The organism is Fluviicoccus sp., assembly GCF_030646115.1.
Lineage (GTDB): Bacteria > Pseudomonadota > Gammaproteobacteria > Pseudomonadales > Moraxellaceae > Fluviicoccus.
In genome coordinates, this window is sequence record NZ_JAUSMX010000006.1 from 129,749 (window position 1) to 146,383 (window position 16,635).

The 16,635-nt window shown below is 58.3% G+C and carries 14 protein-coding genes; 12 read left to right on the forward strand and 2 right to left on the reverse strand.

Annotated elements, in window-relative coordinates; all coding sequences use genetic code 11:
• Positions 1-166 precede the first annotated feature (166 nt).
• The 4 genes from Q7T36_RS04010 (at position 167) to Q7T36_RS04025 (ending at position 4,357) form a co-directional block, all read left to right on the forward strand.
• On the forward strand, positions 167-1,339 hold the full coding sequence (locus tag Q7T36_RS04010) for a GDSL-type esterase/lipase family protein (protein WP_304844302.1): 1,173 nt from the start codon (positions 167-169) through the stop codon (positions 1,337-1,339).
• A complete protein-coding gene (locus Q7T36_RS04015) occupies positions 1,339-2,670 on the forward strand; it encodes a GDSL-type esterase/lipase family protein (RefSeq protein WP_304844304.1) in 1,332 nt (443 codons plus the stop codon). The genes Q7T36_RS04010 and Q7T36_RS04015 overlap by 1 nt, the downstream gene beginning before the upstream one ends.
• Positions 2,671-2,878: 208 nt before the next feature.
• A complete protein-coding gene (locus Q7T36_RS04020; RefSeq protein ID WP_304844305.1) occupies positions 2,879-4,003 on the forward strand; it encodes an AraC family transcriptional regulator in 1,125 nt (374 codons plus the stop codon).
• Between the two features lie 12 nt (positions 4,004-4,015).
• The gene (locus Q7T36_RS04025) at positions 4,016-4,357 is read left to right on the forward strand and encodes a hypothetical protein (protein WP_304844307.1); all 342 of its coding nucleotides are present in this window, start codon (positions 4,016-4,018) and stop codon (positions 4,355-4,357) included.
• Between the two features lie 29 nt (positions 4,358-4,386).
• Here Q7T36_RS04025 and Q7T36_RS04030 read toward each other — a convergent pair whose 3' ends face one another.
• Positions 4,387-4,800, reverse strand: coding sequence for a DUF3775 domain-containing protein (locus Q7T36_RS04030; RefSeq protein WP_304844308.1), 414 nt, complete (start codon positions 4,798-4,800; stop codon positions 4,387-4,389).
• Positions 4,801-5,573: 773 nt separating this feature from the next.
• Between Q7T36_RS04030 and Q7T36_RS04035 the strand changes: the two genes are divergently transcribed.
• Positions 5,574-6,605, forward strand: coding sequence for an AraC family transcriptional regulator (locus tag Q7T36_RS04035; protein ID WP_304844310.1), 1,032 nt, complete (start codon positions 5,574-5,576; stop codon positions 6,603-6,605).
• 265 nt (positions 6,606-6,870) lie between these two features.
• Positions 6,871-8,601, forward strand: a complete 1,731-nt coding sequence (locus tag Q7T36_RS04040; RefSeq protein WP_304844312.1) for a hypothetical protein — start codon at positions 6,871-6,873, stop codon at positions 8,599-8,601.
• Positions 8,602-8,812: 211 nt separating this feature from the next.
• Here Q7T36_RS04040 and Q7T36_RS04045 read toward each other — a convergent pair whose 3' ends face one another.
• Positions 8,813-9,442: a TetR/AcrR family transcriptional regulator gene (locus Q7T36_RS04045; protein ID WP_304844314.1), complete on the reverse strand. Its 630-nt coding sequence runs from the start codon at positions 9,440-9,442 to the stop codon at positions 8,813-8,815.
• A 123-nt stretch (positions 9,443-9,565) separates the two neighbouring features.
• Here Q7T36_RS04045 and Q7T36_RS04050 point away from each other — a divergent pair, with 123 nt between their 5' ends.
• The 6 genes from Q7T36_RS04050 (at position 9,566) to Q7T36_RS04075 (ending at position 16,622) form a co-directional block, all read left to right on the forward strand.
• Positions 9,566-10,540: an oxygenase MpaB family protein gene (locus Q7T36_RS04050; protein ID WP_304844316.1), complete on the forward strand. Its 975-nt coding sequence runs from the start codon at positions 9,566-9,568 to the stop codon at positions 10,538-10,540.
• A gap of 111 nt (positions 10,541-10,651) precedes the next feature.
• Entirely contained in the window at positions 10,652-11,362 is a 711-nt protein-coding gene (locus Q7T36_RS04055; protein WP_304844318.1) for a hypothetical protein, read from the forward strand.
• A 116-nt stretch (positions 11,363-11,478) separates the two neighbouring features.
• Positions 11,479-12,420 (forward strand): alpha/beta fold hydrolase, encoded by a 942-nt coding sequence (locus Q7T36_RS04060; RefSeq protein ID WP_304844320.1) that lies wholly within the window; start codon positions 11,479-11,481, stop codon positions 12,418-12,420.
• A gap of 212 nt (positions 12,421-12,632) precedes the next feature.
• Positions 12,633-13,961: an SWIM zinc finger family protein gene (locus tag Q7T36_RS04065; protein WP_304844322.1), complete on the forward strand. Its 1,329-nt coding sequence runs from the start codon at positions 12,633-12,635 to the stop codon at positions 13,959-13,961.
• Positions 13,958-15,550 carry a DUF5691 domain-containing protein gene (locus tag Q7T36_RS04070; RefSeq protein WP_304844324.1) on the forward strand — a complete coding sequence of 531 codons (1,593 nt, stop codon included), beginning with the start codon at positions 13,958-13,960 and terminating at the stop codon, positions 15,548-15,550. Before Q7T36_RS04065 ends, Q7T36_RS04070 begins: the two co-directional genes overlap by 4 nt.
• Positions 15,543-16,622, forward strand: coding sequence for an AAA family ATPase (locus tag Q7T36_RS04075; RefSeq protein WP_304844326.1), 1,080 nt, complete (start codon positions 15,543-15,545; stop codon positions 16,620-16,622). Before Q7T36_RS04070 ends, Q7T36_RS04075 begins: the two co-directional genes overlap by 8 nt.
• Positions 16,623-16,635: the final 13 nt, after the last annotated feature.

A 16,635-nucleotide genomic window follows, 5' to 3' on the forward strand; every position in this document is an offset into this window, starting at 1 on the left:
AATGACAACCCCTTTCAGCGGCCTGACCCGGAAGTTCCTCCGGCTTGCCGCAAGCAGCGCCCTGCTGTGTCAGAGCGCCTGGGCTCTGGATTGCACAAGCCCGCGCTGGGTTACCGCCTGGCAAGCCTCGCCTTCGGACGCATCCCCCATCATATTCGACACAAACATGGGAATTAACTTCCCCATGGGCCCCAACCAGAGCTACCGTGAAGTTTTCAGCCCGCTTGGCAAGGGCAGCACCCTGCGCCTGAAGCTCTCCAACCGGTTCGGAAAATTGCCGCTGATCCTCAACTCAGTCCGTTTGGCCAGGCAATCCATTGATGCAAACATTGATCCGACAACGCTTACCCCGGTTCGATTCAACGGCCAAACCTCTGTCACCGTACCTGCCGGGCAGGACATATTCAGTGATCCGGTCAGCTTCAACTTCAACAGCCTGGACAAACTGGCCGTGAGCATTGCGACCGGAGCCACCGCTTGGGGCTTCGCACCGACAGAACACGCTGCCGGCCGGGAATATTCCTTTGTTACCGCCCCTGGCGCCGGTGATCACACGGCAGATACTACCGGGGCGGCATATCTGTATAGAACCACACGTCGCCATATGGTGATTGGCATGGACGCCCTGGCCCCGGCAAACACGTCGACCATCGTGACGCTGGGTGACTCCATTACGGATGGAGCGCAGTTAAATGACTACAACCCGGGTGGCGATGAGCGGTACCCGGATTATCTGAAGCGGCGCATTGATGCCGCCGGACTGCCCTTCTTCGTAGCCAATGCAGGCATTGGCGGCAACCGGGTTGCAACGGACAATACGGGTCTGTTGGCTCAGGCAGGCTTGTCCGCCCTGAGCCGTTACAACGCAGATGTACTTCAACAGTCCGGCGTGACCGATGTCATCATTCTGGAAGGTATTAATGACATCGGCATTGATGTGCTTAAACCTTTCGATTTCACATACCGTTACAATCAGATCATCGGCGGCTATGAGACTCTGATCAAAAACATGCAGCTGCGGGGCCTGCGGGTGATGCAGGGAACACTGACACCTACTGATAATGCCACGATGCCCACCTATAGCGGTCTGGCCGCCCGCAAACTTCGCGAGAAGGTAAACTTGTGGATAAGGACCAAAAGCCCGGCTGATACGATTGTCGACTTCGACGCTGCAGTGCGCGACCCGAATCCGCCTCTGACTTGGGGGCTGAATCTGACCCCGAACATCATCCTGAAAAAATACGACACTGGCGACGGCCTGCACTTCAATAAAGACGGTTATGCCCGCATGGCTGACGCCATCGACTTAAGCCGTTTGAAAGGATCGGCGTGCCGCTGATGACAGCATCATTTCCGCGTCGCCAAAGTCATGCCAAGCCGCACTGGAAACCAGCCGTACTCACCCTGATCGTGCTGGGTATACCGTCACCTTCGGCGGCTGACGGGACCTGCGCGGATGCAGCTTGGGTTACCGCCTGGACTGCCCCGCCGTCTAACATGGCGCAGGGGCTGCATCTGTTCGGCCCCAACCAAACCTTTCGAGAAATTATTAGTCCGCTTGGCGAAGGAGGCACCCTGCGGTTGCGCTTGTCCAATCGTTATGGTCACCGACCTGCCGTATTCAGTACGGTTCGGCTGGCGCGACAAGCGGTGGGAGCATCGATCGTCACGGGCAGCTCGACGCCGGTACTGTTTAACGGCCGGACTTCACTGGTCATCCCGGCTGGAAAGGAGGCTTTCAGTGACCCTGTACAATTCAAGTTTCAGGCCCTGGAGCATCTGGCGGTCAGTATGGCGGTTAAGGATACCGGCGGCCTGCCAACCTCACATGCCGACGCCCGTCAGTATTCCTACATGACTTATCCAGGGACCGGTGCCCATGCTGATGACATGGGTGGGGATGCGTTTGTTCAGCGGACAACCTCCCGGCACTACATTATCGGGATGGACGCCCTGGCTCCGTCAGGTACACCTGCCGTCGTGGCGCTGGGCAGTTCAACCACCAATGGCGCCCAAATGGAAAATCTGCTGCGCGCCAATAGCACAACTATCGGCCTCGACACCCGTTACCCCGACTTTCTGAAGCGAAAACTGGATGCGCTGGGGATTCCGGCTTTCCTGGCCAATGCCGGAATCAGTGGCAATCAGGTAACTGCCGAGCCGCCGCTGATGGGCCTGTTTGCTGGTCCTTCTGCATTGGCGCGGCTGGACAAAGACGTGCTGTCGCTCAGCGGCGTCAAAACAGTAATCCTCTTTGAAGGCATGAATGACATCACTTCCGCCATTGTCCTGAAAGGCAAAAGCCCAGGCGAGATCACACAGACCCTGATTGCCGGATACACAACCCTGATTCGCCGCTTACAGGATCAGGGCATCCGGGTGATTCACGCCACACTGACACCGATCGGAAATTCTGCAATTTATACACTAAGTGATCGCAAGGCCGCCTTGCTCAAGCAGGCGCGGCATGATGTCAATGCATGGATCCGCCATCAAAGTCCGGCAGAGGGGATGGCGGACTTTGATGCCGCAATCCGTGATCCGCTCAACCCCGAAGCGCTGGCTGCAGCCTACGATGGTGGTGACGGTCAGCACTTCAGTCCGGCAGGCAACCAGCGGCTGGCTGATGAAGTCAACCTGCAATTGCTGCAGGCTGTCCGCTGCCCCTGAGATCGAGGCGTTCCTTTCAACAGACGACAAAATCAATTCATCCGGCGACATTCACTCTTAGGCTAATGGCTGTGCATGTCCGTTATAACTATGCTCCGGCGTAAGGAAGCACCGCGCACAGTGCGGGCATCCTCATTAGAACCGCCCTGCACTCAAAACTCATTCCAACAGGCATCGGCGGCGGCAGCAGTTTTCCGAGAGCACCGCTATGAACACGCATCAACAAAATACGGGCCGTGCAGCCGGCATCATAACCGGCATAATGCAAGTCCCTCTTGCAATCACGTCTGGCAACCACGCCAAATCCAAAGGTCAACAGTCCTGCATGCGTACCGTTCCGGTGGAGTTTGGCCGGATCGTGCTGCAATGGGCGGCCGAAAACGGCCACGACATGTCCGACTACCTGGAGGGCCTGGATATACCGTCTGCATTGTTGAATATGGAGGACACCCGGATACCGGTCAATGTGCACTACAAGCTGGTACAACGCGCCATTTCACTGAACGGTTCAATCGATGGTCTGGGGTATGAGCTGGGTATGCGGATAGGCCTGACCACTCATGCATTGACCGGCTATGCTCTGCTCAGCCAATTGACCCTGCGTGAAGCGATCCGATTTGGCGTGGAATACAGCCCACTTGTGATTCCCATCTATCGGGGAGAATTTATGGAAGGAGCAGATCAGGCATCCATCGTTATCCGTCTGGACTTCACACCCGAGGCAGCCATGCAACGCTATTTTTACGACATGGCGCTGACCGCCGTGTGGAAAGGACTGCGTAACCTGATCGGGGGTGTTTGGCCGGACGTAGAGCTTTGGTTTGAGTATCCGGAGCCTGCCTATTTTTCAGAATACAGCGACCAGTTGCCTAAGTGCCGATTCGGAATGGGCAGCAACCGCCTCTGTTTTCCTGCATATCAACTGGATCGGAAAATCCATACCGGCGACCCGGTAATGGCCCGCTTGATGGCCGGTAAATTCCAGGATCAACGCGCTACTCAACGTGCGGAGAAACCGATTGTGGATCTGGTTCGCCGTGAGCTGGTGAGTGACGGTAACGGGTATCCCGATATGGAGAATGTCAGCCGCCGTCTGTTCATGTCCGGACGAACACTGAAGCGCCGCTTGCAGCAAGCGGAGAGCAGCTTCCAGCAGCTGCTGGACGAGGCTCGGCATGCCGATGCCTCCCGCCTGCTTTCAGCCTCGACGATGACAATTGAGGAAGTTGCCACTTGGGTCGGATATGGTGACCCATCGAATTTCAGCAATGCTTTTCGCCGCTGGACCGGCATGACCCCGAGCGCGTTCCGCATCAGTCTGAACAACAACTGACAATGACGCTCCATGCACAACAAACGCCACGCAAAAAAAACCCGGCGGGGGAGTAAACTGCCGGGTAAAAATGCGAATGATGGCCGTCAGCCCATCGCTCACGAGGAGCGCCGCGTCAGGAAAAGGAGCGCGGCGCTGGATCATTATAGGGCATTATTTTTTTGCCCGCCTATAATCTTAGGCCAAACTGCCTGTGCAATCAGGACATTAATTTTCAGGCAAAGCCAAGGCGCACATTATGGTGACAAAGGTCGTTGCCAACAAGGACAAAATCAATACATTAGAGACTTCCGGCGCCGTTTTAAAAATGACCGGCACCAGCAAAACCACCATTACTTCATAGCACTGAAATAATCTCAGCAAGAACCGTGTCTTTGAATTGGTCATCGATAACGCCTCACCTTAATTACCCCGGACTCACCAACCAGCAGCTGGTCGAGACCAGTCCTCAGGTGCACTGCCAGAAATGCCTTGTCTGCCAGATAATATGGCAAAGAAGCATCGGCATTGGCCGTCGCATGCCGAAGAAGAACTCCAAATTCTGCGTCCCCACGACCAAACCACATCAGGGCTGCCAGTTCGATCAACTCGGTTCTAGTCAGCGCCTGCAAGCTATGCAGCAAACCAACTTGCGCCAAGGATCTCTTTTTGCAAAACCATTCATCAAGACCGTTAATATCACCCAAGTAAGGAAGAATATAATCCGGAGACGTGGAGACTGGCAAACCGATTCTCTTTACATTATCCGCCAACAGGCAAATACTGAGAACTTGAGATAATGACAGTGACTTCAACATAAGTTCGTTCTTCAGTGATCAACTCTTATTGAGGGCGGCAATCCGCTGCAAACCCGGCATAGCGGAATACGATGCCAGGCTCCGGATATGACTGATGACCCAAGCAGAAATAATAACAAACTGATCAAAATTACCGCCAACATCTATACACTCATCGTTAGGGGCAGGTAATTCATGGAGGCTGTCCCTGCGACTTAGCACCCGCTCAGGGTCAGAATTATCGAGCTGAACGTTATCCATGATTACAGCAATCACAGTTCTTTCAATTCAATAAAAATCAAACAGAGCATGAAATCAGGCGCCTAACCTGCTTACTAATTAAATTTTTTCACAGCCAACAATCAAACAATGACATTGCATCTCTAAAAAACTCTTATTAGCCATACCATCAAATTAAAAAAATAATAGCGGATATCCCACAAAATTCGGCTATGATTTCAGGCCACTCTTGCGGTTAATAAAGGCCATTAATTATTCGACGAGTTGCAAGGATTACATTTGGCCGGACACATACAGTTGCGAAGCAACATGAGTCGATCATCCTAAAGCCCCGACCCACAGATGGTCCTTCTCGATTTCACTCACAGTTACCGCCGGACGTTCAGGAGCATTTCGGGAAAACCCGTTTTGTTTTCTTGACAAACAGTTCGGCTTGCACGCATAACCAGCAGTCTTGTCATATTGATCGAAGCCGGGCAATTAACCGATGATGTCTGTCTTATTAAAGACATAGCAAGTTGGGATAGACCCGGACAACAGAACTGGACTGAGCCATGAAAACCACTTTAGCCTCCGGTCGGGCCACCTTGCCCGGCATTTTTGTCAGCCTGCTGGTCGATGTGGTCAGTCGTTGGTCTGTGACCGCCGAAGTTCTGCTGGCGGGCTCCCGTATTGACCCTGACATCCTTCATACGCCCGGTTGGGTCGTTGACTTCGGCCTCTACAACCAGTTGCTGGAGCGAGCGGTAAAGCTTACAGACACTCCGGGCTTGGGATTGTTTCTTGGGTTGCAGATGACTGTTTCCCTTCACGGGATCGTCGGGTACACCGCGATGGCCGGTAAAACCATGCGTGACGCCATTGATGTTTTTTACCGGTTTGGCGGTCTGATCTGCCCCGCGATTGTTCCCAGGCTGGAGGTCTCCGGCGACACGGCTTACCTTTACTTTGACCAGCCACTTCCCGAATACCGGATGAACGATATCGCCATGGCGTTTCTTCAAGCGGGTTGCGGTTCAATTGGCATGGCCATGACCGGTCGGATTGTTGAAGGCTGCGGCGAAGTCTCTTTTGCGGAACCCGCCGGATTCAAAGCCATCGCTCACCTGCTCCCCACCGGCGTCCGCTTTGGTTGTGCCCAGAACCGGCTCGTTTTCCCTGCATCAAACCTTGATCTGCCACTGGTGATGGCCGACCCATTGGCCGCCCGGATTATGCGTGAGCAATGCAAGCTGGCCATGAATGAAATGATGGGGTTGCGCCGCAGCTTGGCCTATTTAGTTCGGGAACTGGCTTATGACGACGTACAAGGCTTTTTCAACATTGAGGAAGTAGCGCAAAAGCTGAATGTCACCGAACGAACCTTGCAAAGGCAACTGGCGGAGGAAGACAAGACTTTTCGCGGCATCGTCGAAGAAATCCGACAGACAAAGTCCGCTATCCTGTTGCGGAATCCGGACCTCAGCATCAAGTCTATTTCTGACCAAATGGGCTATTCCAATACTGCGAACTTTGTGCGGGCCTTCCAACGCTGGGAGGAAAAAACCCCGACGCAATATCGGGAAGATCTGTTCAACAACCGGTGAGAGCTTACTACCCGACGCTCAGCCTATCTCAGTCCATTCCACCAATTTGCCCGCGTACGCGAGAACGGCGAAGACGGTCTCCGGTCAGACAACACTTCCCGGCAAGCCCCAAGGATAACGAAACGGCAGCCTGGCATTGGTGTTGAATAATTACAACCATCCGTTTGGCCTCCAAAAACAGAGAGTATGGCCTCGATACATAAGGGGGCGGACAGGGCAGCGTATTACCTTAGTCGGATCATCAAAGCCCAAGAGTAAAAATGACATGTCACTACAGCCCAAGCACACATGGTTTTACCTGTCATTACTGCTTGCGAATGCATTGGTTTTTCCGATCCCTGCTTCTGCAGCTTTACCCCAGACCATGCAGCAAGCGGCCCAAGCAATACGTCAATCATTATCGTCAACCCAACTGACGGTTGATCAGGGGATTTATCGCTATTTCAGCGTTGCGGACTGTGAAGCCGTGGTGGCTGTAATCGGCAACTGTTTGGGCAACAATCCATCATCACCCTATGGTATGGCATTCATGCCGACCAGACCGGGGGAAGCTATTACACCGACAATGTCGTTGATTAGCGAAAAGCTGTCCGTACCATCAGTAGATGGTCATAAATTATCGGCAAGCTGGCGGATGACGGCCGGGCGTGATGCTATTATTCTGGTTGGCGTCACCCCACCGAAACACAAGTATTTCAGCTACATCAATTACGTTAATACGCGTGAAAATCTGAATCTTGTCAATCCGGACAGTGCGTCATTACCCCTGTTGAATATGATTCTGAATAACAGCAATGGCGACCCCTCCGGAACACGCCGGATGGTTGCTGCGTCGATCGGAAATGGTTTGTCGATGAAGAGCATCAAGACATCGACACCCAATAATGCCTCCGGGGCCGTCATCATCATCATGACACCCGATCGAGCATATGAAGAAGAGCTACGATCGAAGATTGCCGGTATTATTGCGCCATTCGGCCTTTCTCCGAACATTATTAATTCACTGCCCTACCCGGCAGATCGCCTGACTTTAGGCCTGGATGGAAAAGCGGATGATTTTCTTTTCCTTGCACGTGCCGCGCTACCAGAAAATGAGGGTGAAGCCAATCAGTTTTATCAATTTGACACGTCCAGCAATAACACCACCCGGATGACGGTGCTCAGGGCTTATGACCCTGATCGGAAAACTACCAACTTGCCGAATTTATACACGGCATTACCAGAGCGTAAACAAGGCTGGAATGAAGACTATTTGAAAGAAGCCCAAAAAACACTGACCGAAGGCGTCATCAGTTACTTCAGTAACTCTCAGCGCTTGAGTCTGGTGCGCAAGACAAACCCACTTGGGATCTATCCTGGTGTGCCCATGTTACCTTTTCAGGGACCGCTTTGCATTGGCAGCAGCCCAAGGCTTTTTGGATCCTATAACTGTCTCGGTGATAACCCTCATACTACGTATGTAGCCTCATCGAGCAATTTTGTCATGGATGGCCCCAATGACTCCAGCAAGAATATTGTTGTCTCTGTTGGCATTCACCATACTGCGGCAAAAGGAGTTAAAGGGGATAAGAACGGCAAATCGATCTATACCAGCATGTCAGCATATAATAAGAATCAACTCAAGGGGCTTGTTTCTGCAACCAGTGTCGACTTTGCTAATGGTACCGCAAGACATTTTGTGGACTGGGTGCCTGTCCCTCCCGTAACCCAACCTATTCTTAGGAAATTGGCGCTTGACCGTATTGCCCGGCTGCGGGCCGTGCAGGACCAGTTGTATGTCGCCACTTTTGCAAGGGATTGCAGTAAACAATTTGAAAACAGCTTGCAAGTTAATAATATTGTTTGCAAGTCTTTGGATTCGACTCCGACAAAAGAAATACTGGGACTGAACGCCCCAGTGAATTTTTTTGAAAGAGCCTACATGCGTCCCGATGGCAATATTGGTCCTGACTACAGTGAAATTGCTGTACCGCTATTCATGCAGTTTAAACAGTAATTCAGTGGCTAAGCTTGCTCATTTCCTGATTGCTGAATTTCAACGAAAATGAGCAAACTTATTAACAACGGTCATCTTTCCGCAACTTCAGCGGGAATCATTCCCATGCCCGGAGTGTCTTCCAGTAAACTTCAAGCCGACCCAAGGGAACTTTTTAACGCATCCCCTCGGCCGGACTTTCAAAAAGCTGAAGATGACCGCGATATCTCTCTTACCCCCGCTTCCCCAATGCCTCCCCCGCAATCCATTTGAACTGCGCCAGTAATCTTTCCACCGTATAAAGCTGCGGATCACTCAAGCGCAGCCGCACCAGTTCATCGCCAATGATGTGCATCAGATGAATGGTCAGCTCGGGGTCGGGACTGGCATGCAGCCGCGTGTCCGGGCTGAGCGAGGCAAACAGGCTGGTGAAATACTGGTGGGTCAGCGCCCTGCCCTGCGCCAGCCGTTCGTAAAGCTCCGGCGGCCCGCCCTCCGACGGCATCAGGAACATGCGCCAAGTGGCGGGGTCATCGTCCACCGCCCGCAGAATGCCCTCCATCGCCGACATGAACCGGTCCTGCTGGTCCGGCGACGACGGCAGCACCGCCCGCAGGAAGGCATGACTGGCGCGCGCATGCTCGCGGTCCACCAAGGCCACCAGCAGGCCCGGCAAACTGGTGAACTGCTGGTAGATCAGCGTCCGGGTGACGCCGCACTCCGCCGCCACCCGCTCAATGGTGGCGGCCCGGAACCCTTCGGTATCCACCAGGCGGCGCGTGGCGTCCAGCAACTGTTCCCGGCGCTGGGTGGCGCTCATGCGCTGGCGGACGGGCGGGGCTGTATCTTTTTTCATCGTCATGGCTTGAATACGGCAAATCCTTAGCGTAACTTACAAATGGAAACTTACCAAAAGTAAGTACCGAAAAAACGAATCGGGGAACCTACCCCGACCCCGCGTTATCTTTTAAAGGAACCGGCCGCCATGTTCAATCCACGCCACCCCCTCGACTGGATGTTCGACGCCATTTTCGAGCGCGATATCCGCCGCACCTTCTTCCCCGGCGTGCAGTTCGACACGCCGGCGGGCGATCGCGGCTGGTTCGGCCCCGGCAGCGCGGTGTGGCATGTCTTTGGCCACCATCAGGTGACCCTGCTGGCACTGGGCGTGGCGGCGGCCATTGAATCCACCTATCCCGAAACCGAGGCCGCCAACAACGACCACTCGCGGGTGTGGAAGCGCGATGAACACGGCAAGTCCACCGGACGTCTGAGTGTACGCGGCAACCGGGTGCGTCAGGGCCACACCATGAGTTTCTTTCTGGGTTGTGTGTTCGGCCCCAGTGAAGTGGCGGAAAAACTGTGCCGCACCGTCAGCGCCATGCACCACCGGGTGAAGGGGACGGGCGCCGGCGGGCTGGTCTATGACGCCGACAATCCGCAGATCTTCCGCTGGAATTACGCAACGCTGGCCTGGGCCTTCGCCACCACGCATGAGAAGTATCACCCCCACCCGCTGCGCGGCCGCGACCTGGACCGTTTCTACCGGGAATTCACCCGTATTGGCGAGGCGCTGGGCGGCCGCGACCTGCCGGCTACGAAGCAGGAAGTCTGGGATTGCCTGCGCAGCGAATTCCACCGTTTGAAGACCCCGGACCATCTGGAAACCTACAGCGTGGCAATTGTCCAGGGCGTGGAAAACCACCGTCTGCGCCGCATCCTTCCGGATTTGTTCCACTGGGCCATTCTGGACCTGCAGCCGCCGGTAGTGCAGCAGTTGGTGCACTTTGAGCGCGGCAACCCGCTGGCGGCGGAAGCCCGCATCCAAGTATTGAAGGGTCTGTGCAAGGCCATGGCGGAACTGGGCGGGCCGTTGAAGGAGATCCAGGCGGCGCAGCGGCGGGCAAAAGTCCAGCGGGGCTATGCAGCGGCGCAGACACTCCTGTTAAGCCCGGAATAACCAAAACCGGCCAACCCCTTGATGCCTGCTGCTTTTCAGCTATAGCCATTGACCCGCGCCGCAAAAAGCATATTCTCGGCTGACAATGATAATAATTCGCAGGCCTTCCCCATGTTCCGAGTCCCTCCCCTGATACGCCCTTTGCTGTTGCTGTCCGTGCTGGGTTCCGGCACCGCCTTGGCCGCCAACGAAGATCTGGATGAACTGCGCTCCAGCGACAGCAACGAATGGCAGCAGGTCAAGAACGACAGGTATCACCAAATCAAGACCTGGTCCAAGCGTGAGGACGGCAAGCGTATCCGCTCGTTCAAGATTGAAGCGACCATGGACACCACGCTGGAAGCCATTGCCCGGGCAACCTTCGACTTCGACAACTACCCGCGCTGGTACTTCAAGATGAAGCAGTCGAGGGTGCTGAAACAGGTCTCGCCGACCGAAGTGTATTTCTATCAGGTATTTTCCGCACCACCCGGACTGCCGGACCGGGATGTCGTGGTGCACCTGGTCATCGATCCGTACAACACCCGCCGTGGAAACCTGCGCCTCAACATTTCGGCTGCGCCCGATTACATGCCGCCGCAGCCGGGACTGGTGCGCATGCCGGGATTCAACATGACCACCACCTACACCCCGCTGCCGGAAGGCAAGTGGAAGCTGGATGCCGAGGGCTATATCGATCCGGGTGGAACGGCGCCGACCTGGGCGACCAACTATGTGCAGCGCAATGCCCCCTATCAGGTGTTGCTGGGCCTGCAACGGGTGAGCTCCAGCGAGGAATACACGCAGAGCAAGAAGCCGATGCTGTTCAAGTACCGGGATTAAGCTTCGCTCAGGCATTACACCGAAAGTGTCCAACAGGGGTTGTCGCCATTCCGCAATAACCCCTGCCGTATTCCGCTAAGCTGCCGACTCCGCCTTATCCCTGTTCCGGAGTCCCCATGCGCAAGATCGCCATTGCCACCTGCCTCGCGCTCAGCCTGGCCATCACCGCCTGCACCCCGGACCAGGAAGACAAAATCAGCGCCTGGGCCATCCACGGCGAGCGCTCACGCTCGAACCTGGAACTGAAAAGGATCACCGTGGACGGTTTCAACATGGCCTATCTGGAAGGCGGACAGGGCGATACGGTGTTCCTGATCCACGGTTTCCAGTCCAACAAGGACATCTGGGTGCGCATGGCGCGCCAATTGACGAAACACTACCACGTCATCGCCATCGACCTGCCCGCCCATGGTGAAAGCACCATTCTGCCGGACCGCAGCTACACCGTGCCCGAACAGGCAAAACGGGTGATTGCCTTCATGGACGCGCTGAAGCTGAAGCAGCCAGTAAATGTGATGGGCCATTCCATGGGCGGCGCCATTGCCTTTCATGTCGCCGTGATGGCACCGGGCCATGTCAAGAGCCTGGCGCTGGTGAGCTCCGCCGGGGTTATTTCCCCCACGCCCAGCGAACTGTGGCGACTGAACCAACAGGGCAAGAATCCGCTGATTGTGCGTAATGAACGCGATTACGAAGCCATGCTCGACTTCACCCTGAGCGACCGGCCGTGGATTCCCGGCCCGGTGATCGCCACCCTGACCCGTGAAGCGATTGCCCGGCAGCAGATTGGTGAAAAGATTTACCGCGAACTGGCCCCCGCCAATTCAATGAAGGCGGAAGAAGCCCTGACGATGATCCATGTACCGGCGCTGGTGATCTGGGGCGATCAGGACAAGGTGCTGGATGTCTCCAGCGTTGGCGTATTCAAGCAGTATTTGCCGCAGGCGCAGGTGACGGTGTTCAAGGGCGTGGGGCATGCGCCGCCGCTGGAACGGACGGAGGAAACGGCCGCGGTCTATCAGGAATTCCTCGGTAAAAGTCAGCCCGTTATCCACTGACGGAAATGGATAAACGACACAAAATGTCGCCAGTCAGTCCCGGCCAGGGGTGGTCGTCTATGGACACGGGCCTGCGTCATGCTATTGTTCTTCGACCGCGACAGTCCGCACAGAATGGCGGCCGCCGTCCGGTATAGCATCCGACCAACCCGACAATAACCGTCAAGGAGACCGGACGGCTTAACCGCCCTGCCCGGACAAGACCACGAGACATGGATACCACCCGCCCCCGACTGACGCCGGAACAGGCGTTGCAATTCGCGCCAGATGCCAGTGCGGCGCAAAATGCACAGAAGCTCGCCAAGCCCGGCCAGTGGCAGATCCTGCGCTGCCGCCCCCCGGTCATCTGGGGTGAAATCCAGGGCAGCGCCCTCTACAAAGCCGCCTTCGACCTCGACACCCTCGAATTCAAATGCTCCTGCCCCAGCCGCAAGCAACCCTGCAAGCACGGGCTGGCGCTGGTGCTGTCCTGGGCTCAGGGCGCCGAACGCTTCGAGGAGGCGGAGCCCGGCGGCTGGGTCAGTGAATGGCTGGCCAAGCGTCAGGCGGCGGCCGACAAGAAGAGTGCGAAGGCGGCGGCGGGTGACGAAGCCGCCAAGCCGGTGGATGCCGCCGCGCAGGCCAAACGCCTCGCCGCCCGGGAGAAAAAAGTCCAGGGCGGCATGGATGAATTGCGGATCTGGCTGGACGACCTGCTGCGCGGCGGCCTCGCCCATGCGCGCACCCTCTCCGGCAGCCACTTCGAGCGCATGGCCGGACGGCTGGTGGACGCCCAGGCTGCCGGACTGGCGGCGCTGGTGCAGGAGCTGGCCGGTGCACTGCGACTGGCACACTGGCAACAGGCCGCGCCGCAGGCGCTGGCCCGCCTGGGCCTGCTGTTGGAAAGCCATGCCCGGCAGCCAAGTTTGCCGCCTGAATTCCAAGCTGATGTGCGCACCCTGATCGGCTGGACGGTCGGACAGGACGAGGTGCTGGCCACTCCGCCGCTGGCGGACGACTGGCTGGTGCTGTCCCACCGCGACGGCGATCTGGACACCGGTAACGGACGCTTCCGGCGGCAATGGCTGTGGGGACGGAACAGCGGCCGCGCGGCGCTGCTGCTGTCCTTCGCCTTTGGCGGGCAAAACCTCAATCCGCCCTTTCCGGCAGGCATGACCCTTCCCGCCCGCCTGTGCTGGTACCCCTCGGCGACGCCCTCACGGGCGCTGGTGCAGCAGCACGATGCCCCGCAATCGCTGCCGCTGCCCGCCACCCTGGGCTATGCCACACTGGCGGACGCGCTGGACGCCCAGGCTGCGCAACTGGCGCTCAACCCCTTGCTGCACCTGTTGCCCTGGCTGTTGAACGCCGTCATCCCCGTCCCCGCCGACCAGGGCTGGGTGCTGCGTGACAGCGCCGGACAGGCCGTGCCGGCGCTGGTGGACGATGGCTGGTCGCTGCTGGCGTTGTCAGGCGGCCTGCCGCTCTGTGTGTTCGGGGAATGGGATGGCGAACGCCTGCGCGTACTGGACGCCTGGTGCGACGGGGAGATGCTGGCATGAACACGGTCTGGCAACAGCTGGAAATCGCCGCCCTGATGGGGGCGGGCAAAACCGCACCGGTCACCGACTGGCCGCATTCGCTGCAAACCCTGATGGAGAGCCTATCCGGCCGCGACAGCAGCCGCGAACTGCTGATGCAACTGGCCATCCTCGCCCCCTGGCAGCGCGCCGGGCAGCAACTGCCGGTGGTGGATGCGCTGCCGGCCGCTGAACCGGAAATGACGCTGAAACCCTTGAATACGGAAGCGCGGCGCTGCCTGCAAACCGCACTCGCTGACCGGCAGGAGCTGCTCCCCGCCCTGCTGCAAGCCCTGGCGGACGGTGCATACCACGCGCCCCACGCCAGCCTGCCCGCCCTGCTGAAACTGGCGGAGCAGCGCCGCGAGCTGCGGCTGCCGCTCGGCAAAGTGGCGGGAGCCCGTGGCCAGTGGCTGGCCGCCCAGAATCCGGCCTGGCGCTGGCTGACCGGGGCGACGCTGCCGGTGGACAGCGATGCGGCAACCGTAAACGCTTTCTGGCAAGACGCCGGACAGCCCGCGCGCGAGCTCTTCTTCATCCGCTGGCGGCTCGCGGATGCCGACGGCGCGCGCGGCTGGCTGCAGACACTCTGGCCCACCGAATCGGCGACATCCCGCGCCGCCCTGCTGGCGCTATGCCGCCACGGGCTGCACGCGGCTGACACCGGCTGGCTGGACTCGCTGCTGGATGACCGCAGCAAGCCGGTGCGCGAACAGGCAGTGGCGCTGTTGATGCGCCTGCCGGATTCCCCGTGGCGGCAACGCATGCAGGCGGCGGCCGCCACCTGCATCCAGGTGAAGCGGGGGCTTATCCGCAAAAACCTGGAAATCATGCCACCCGAGACATTGACCCCCGCCCTGACCCGTGACGGTCTGGAGCCGCTGACCGCTCCGTCCCAAGGCCTGGGTGAAAAAGCGGTCTGGCTGAGAACCATCATCACCGGAGCGGGCTGTGAATGGCTGCTGGCTCACAGCAGCATGGACGCGCAGACACTGGTCGCCGCGCTGGGCAAGACGGACTGGAAGGATGTGCTGTTACAGGGGCTGGCGTTAGCCGCCCCGGCAACCGGGCATGCCGGCATGCTGAACGTCCTGCTGGCGCAAAGCCTTTCCCCATCGCAGGCGCTGAGCCTGCTGCAAGCCCTGCCGGACCAGCTTCGCGAAGAAACCTTGATGCAGCAGGCGCAAGCGGCGAAAAACCTGGAAACCGGTCTCATGCTCCTCGGCCAGCGGTTGTCAGGCCTCACGCCCTGGCGCTGGTCGGAAGCCTTTACCACCGCCGTCCTGCGCGGCTGGCAGGGACTCGCAGCGACCGTGAACCCGGGACCGGATTACCTGCGGCTTCGGCTGTCCTCGCTGCATCAGCCCCTGTCGCTTTACGGCTGCACATGCCTGCTGCCCGCCTTGCCGCCCGGCCTGCCGGAAGTGGCCGAGACCTGGCGCTTCCGCCTGCATGCCGAGGCCGCACTGGCCGCCGGGGCGCCTGATACGCCCCCCAATTCCGCCGCTCCAAGCCCCATGCCGGAGCCGCTCCCGAACCACCACCGCAACCAGGAAAGCGACCATGAGTGACGTCCTCCGGCAACGCGCCGAACACCAATATGCCGCCGAGCTGGCGACCCTTGCCGACACGGACCGCCTGCCCCGGCCGCCGCAATGGAAGCTGTCGCCACAGGCCGTGGTCACCTATCTGCTGGGCGGCAAGCTCGCCAACGGCGTCGAGATCACCCCGAAATACATCGGCAACCGCCGCCTGATGGAAATCGCCGTCGCCACCCTCGCCACCGACCGCGCCCTGCTGCTGCTGGGCGTGCCCGGCACCGCCAAGTCCTGGGTGTCGGAGCATCTGGCCGCCGCCATCAGCGGCGACAGCAGCCTGCTGGTGCAGGGCACGGCGGGCACCAGCGAGGAAGCACTGCGCTACGGCTGGAACTACGCCATGCTGCTGGCCAAGGGCCCCAGCCCGGAAGCGCTGGTGCCCAGCCCGATGCTGAACGCCATGCGCAACGGCCGCCTGGCGCGCGTCGAGGAACTGACCCGCATTCCCGCCGATGTGCAGGACACGCTGATCACCATGCTGTCCGAGAAGACGCTGCCGGTGCCGGAGCTGGGCATCGACTTCCAGGCGATCAAGGGCTTCAACGTCATCGCCACCGCCAACAACCGCGACAAGGGCGTCAACGACCTTTCTTCCGCCCTCAAACGCCGCTTCAACACTGTCATCCTGCCAACGCCGGACTCCCTGCATGAGGAAATCGACATTGTGCGCAGCCGACTCGCCGCACTGGGCAAGGTGCTGGAACTGCCCGACCTGCCGCCCGCCGACGAGCAGATCCGCCGCGTGGTGACAATCTTCCGCGAACTGCGCAACGGTGTCACCGAAGACCGCAAGACCCAGCTCAAGGCCCCCAGCGGTTCGCTGAGCACCGCCGAAGCCATCTCGGTGATGAGCAACGGCTGGGCCATGGCCTCGCATTTCGGCGACGGCGTGGTCAAGGCCGACGACATCGCCGCCGGGCTGCTGGGCGCGGTGCTGAAAGACCCGGTGCAGGACCGAGCCCCCTGGCAGGAATACCTGGAAACGGTGGTCAAGGAACGCGATGACTGGAAAGACCTGTACCGCGCCTGCCGGGCGCTGGACTGAGCGGCCTACGCGA

Bases quoted from the DNA above. Each gene is read 5' to 3' on its own strand.
- Q7T36_RS04015 (WP_304844304.1), top strand. From the start codon at position 1,339: ATGACAGCATCATTTCCGCGTCGCCAAAGTCATGCCAAGCCGCACTGG.
- Q7T36_RS04070 (WP_304844324.1), top strand. From the start codon at position 13,958: ATGAACACGGTCTGGCAACAGCTGGAAATCGCCGCCCTGATGGGGGCG.
- Q7T36_RS04025 (WP_304844307.1), top strand. From the start codon at position 4,016: ATGCACAACAAACGCCACGCAAAAAAAACCCGGCGGGGGAGTAAACTG.
- Q7T36_RS04075 (WP_304844326.1), top strand. From the start codon at position 15,543: ATGAGTGACGTCCTCCGGCAACGCGCCGAACACCAATATGCCGCCGAG.
- Q7T36_RS04010 (WP_304844302.1), top strand. From the start codon at position 167: ATGGGAATTAACTTCCCCATGGGCCCCAACCAGAGCTACCGTGAAGTT.
- Q7T36_RS04055 (WP_304844318.1), top strand. From the start codon at position 10,652: ATGTTCCGAGTCCCTCCCCTGATACGCCCTTTGCTGTTGCTGTCCGTG.
- Q7T36_RS04040 (WP_304844312.1), top strand. From the start codon at position 6,871: ATGTCACTACAGCCCAAGCACACATGGTTTTACCTGTCATTACTGCTT.
- Q7T36_RS04020 (WP_304844305.1), top strand. From the start codon at position 2,879: ATGAACACGCATCAACAAAATACGGGCCGTGCAGCCGGCATCATAACC.
- Q7T36_RS04030 (WP_304844308.1), bottom strand. From the start codon at position 4,800: ATGTTGAAGTCACTGTCATTATCTCAAGTTCTCAGTATTTGCCTGTTG.
- Q7T36_RS04035 (WP_304844310.1), top strand. From the start codon at position 5,574: ATGAAAACCACTTTAGCCTCCGGTCGGGCCACCTTGCCCGGCATTTTT.
- Q7T36_RS04045 (WP_304844314.1), bottom strand. From the start codon at position 9,442: ATGACGATGAAAAAAGATACAGCCCCGCCCGTCCGCCAGCGCATGAGC.
- Q7T36_RS04050 (WP_304844316.1), top strand. From the start codon at position 9,566: ATGTTCAATCCACGCCACCCCCTCGACTGGATGTTCGACGCCATTTTC.
- Q7T36_RS04065 (WP_304844322.1), top strand. From the start codon at position 12,633: ATGGATACCACCCGCCCCCGACTGACGCCGGAACAGGCGTTGCAATTC.
- Q7T36_RS04060 (WP_304844320.1), top strand. From the start codon at position 11,479: ATGCGCAAGATCGCCATTGCCACCTGCCTCGCGCTCAGCCTGGCCATC.